Origin of the sequence: Bacillus cereus group sp. MYBKT111-2 (genome assembly GCF_051915205.1) — a bacterium.
In the GTDB taxonomy this organism is placed as follows: domain Bacteria; phylum Bacillota; class Bacilli; order Bacillales; family Bacillaceae_G; genus Bacillus_A; species Bacillus_A paranthracis.
On record NZ_JBQAEG010000027.1, the window covers coordinates 1 to 3,127 of the forward strand.

Consider the following 3,127-nt stretch of genomic DNA (forward strand, 5'->3'; position numbering starts at 1 on the left):
CAAACTCTCCAATAAAGTTAGTTTGTCTAGCATCATAAAATAAAAATTGACGTTTCACGTTGTTTGTTTCGTTCAGTTTTCAAAGAACTACTTGGTCGCTCATTTGCGACTCCCTTATGTTAACATCTTCGTTAGTTAATGTCAACTAAGTTTTTCATTTCGTTTGTCGCTTTCGACGTTGTTGTCATCGGCGACTTGTTCTATATTACACCCCTATTCAGTAATAGTCAACATTAATCTTTCGCTTTTTTAGAAAAGATGAAACAGCTACTCATATTCCTCTTTATTTTCCATACATGTAATTAAAATATCCAAAAAGTGTGTAGGGGTTGTTCGATCCTACCTTATTACACATCATCAATGCTCATTCAAGAAATCCACACTATCATAAGAAGTTTCCTATCATTCTATTTTGGAGCCCAAAAAGTGGTTGTACTTCTCTTGCCAAGTGGTTCTTTTACCAAATTGATTTATTACAAACAGCTCTAAGTTATAGCCCTTTCATTCATAATTATGAATATGATATATACAAAAGTACACCTGCCTATAATGTACGACTAGGTATAGCATTACGAGAAAAACAAAAAGAAACTTTTAAGCTTGTTCGTAACCCTTATAGACGAGCAGTGAGCTCTTTCGTATTCTTAATCGCACCTCCCTATATAGAGAATCCCGAATGGAAGCCCATCCGAAAGTTTCTATATCAAGATGAAAATTCCTCCAAGGGCCTCTCATTTAAACAATTTCTATATTATCTATTTATTAATGATGCTCAAGGAAATGATATGAACCCGCATTTTACACAACAATATATAGCTGGTGAAGGAGAATATGTAACCAATTATATATACTTAGAAAACTTTTATCAGGATATGAAAGCATTAGAAAAGCGTTTCGAATTAAAAACTGCACCAATAAATGCGTTCTCAACACCATGGCATCATCAATCCCCTGCCATGATTTATAAAGGGAATTTTAGCGAAGCCGATATTACTGACCCTTTATTTCCTCGCTACCCCACTTTCGAATGTTTTTATGATACCGAATGTATACAACTCGTTCAAACAATATTTCAAAATGATTTCAATACGTATAAATATAGTAGAGAATACCTATACTGATTTCAATCTATTATCTTTGCCAAATAAAAAAACACCTAATATATATAAGGTGTTTTTTTATATTTAAACTATATACAATATGTTACTTAGCATTCCTTACTATTCAAGTTATTCTTCTTTAATAACTTACTTATCTTTTGTTTGTCCGCCCATCCTACTCCTATTAAGACTAAACTTCCTCCTATTACTATCTTCCAAGTTAAAGCTTCATCTAATAAAACAATTGAAGCAACAATACTTATTAACGGTAATGCATTTAAATATAACCCACTTACTGATGCTGAGACTGTCTCTAGTGCTCTATTCCAAAACCAATACGCTAAAATTGTTGCGCCTATAACCAGATACATTACACTAAATCCAGTCTTCCATGTTTTGATTTCTGGGAAACCATAGTAAAAAGTTTCTACCATTGCAAATGGTAATAAAATAACAGCTCCAATAATTAAAGTTAATGTTGTAAAAACCTTGTTTAATAAATACTGTTCTTGTTTTGGTCTTTTCAACAATACTGTATAGAAAGCAAATAAGAAAGTGCTTAATAAAATAAGGGTATCTCCTATTAAAGATACTTCTTGATTATCGTTACTAGATGGGATGGTAATAAGAAGTACTCCAGCAGCTCCCAATACAATACCGATCCAATAATTAAGCTGAATTTTTTCTTTCAAAAAGATCGCTGAAAAAAGAATTGTAACTAACGGTAAAGCAGCATCAATAATACTAACATGTAATCCACTTGTTAAAGAAATACCGTAGGATGTGAACATAAAGTAACCAGCTACACCAGTAAAAGATAGTAAACTCATTCTTTTCCACGGCACTTGTTTATGTACAACCGATTTTTTTAATTGTTTAAATGAAAATAGCAAACAAATTCCACCAGCGAAGAAAAGGCGAATAAATAACAAAGTAAATGGCTGAATAGATTCTAACGCCCACTTTGTTGGCGCAATGGCTGTCCCCCATAATATAACAGCCACTAATAACATGCATATTTCTTTCATAATCCCCCACACCCATCAATAATATATATTAATTACCTTAATTATAGATTTTTTGATGAATAAAATCCTTTAAAAGTGAAAAGACATTGTATAAATTGAAACTTTAATCAGTGGGGGTTTACTTCAGCGCATGTCACATAGCTCAAAAGCGTTGCGAAATGTTGGCTTGTACACGATGAAACAAAGTTACTTAAACAATAACAGGATGGCTACTGTAAAAGAAGTAGATACTGCCATGCAAGCCAATACGAATGATTGGGGCGTTCAATCAAATTCTATTCAAGCGATTCGCAGAGCCTTATATGCAGAAGTGAAGAGTTTTTTTAAAGCGTCGGAACAATGGAAGAAAAATCCTGAGCAGTTCACAGGGCGTCCGAAGTTTCCAAATTATTCTCGTTCCACTGACAAACGAATCATTGAAATCTATCAAGTCCCTAACCTAAAGTGGATAATAACGGGTATTGGATGGTTCCGATGAATGTGGCATTCAGAAAAAATTGGGTTCCATTAAAATACGTATGCCGAAAAATTTAAGACATAAAAAAATCTTCTACATTGAGATTGTACCGAAGCAAAAAAGTCGGTTCTTTGAGGTGCATGATACATATGAAATGCATGTTTCTCAAATGAAGAAACCATCCACGACTACGAGTAACGCTTTGAATTGCGATTTAGGTGTAGATAGATTAGTAAGTTGCGTGACAAATCGTGGGGTAGCATAAATGCTAGAGCGTCAAACTGTCTAGCGATAGACGAAAAGACCTAGCGCTCGAGCTCAAGCCCCCACTGAAAGGCTTTGTCTCACTGGGGGTAGTTGACTTTAAAACGTCTCCATTTCATCCTTTTCTCTCATTAAGATTACTAAATTTACGAATTATGTCATTTGATATATATAAATAAACACAAAAAAACCTAAGTCGAAACGACTTAGGTTTTTGCTTGGCGACGTCCTACTCTCACAGGGACAAGGTCCCAACTACCATCGGCGCTAGAGAGCTT

2 protein-coding genes and 1 pseudogene are annotated in these 3,127 nt (G+C 34.3%); 2 read left to right on the forward strand and 1 reads right to left on the reverse strand.

The features are described 5' to 3' along the window. Positions 1-329: 329 nt before the first annotated feature. A complete protein-coding gene (locus ACTFNE_RS27310) occupies positions 330-1,121 on the forward strand; it encodes a sulfotransferase family 2 domain-containing protein (protein ID WP_270706579.1) in 792 nt (263 codons plus the stop codon). A gap of 86 nt (positions 1,122-1,207) precedes the next feature. Here ACTFNE_RS27310 and ACTFNE_RS27315 read toward each other — a convergent pair whose 3' ends face one another. Next, positions 1,208-2,140, reverse strand: coding sequence for a DMT family transporter (locus tag ACTFNE_RS27315; protein ID WP_270706581.1), 933 nt, complete (start codon positions 2,138-2,140; stop codon positions 1,208-1,210). 106 nt (positions 2,141-2,246) lie between these two features. On the opposite strand from ACTFNE_RS27315, the pseudogene ACTFNE_RS27320 reads away from it, so the two are divergent. Beyond that, a pseudogene (locus ACTFNE_RS27320) lies at positions 2,247-2,847 on the forward strand (RNA-guided endonuclease TnpB family protein); the annotation flags it as partial. Positions 2,848-3,127 lie beyond the last annotated feature (280 nt).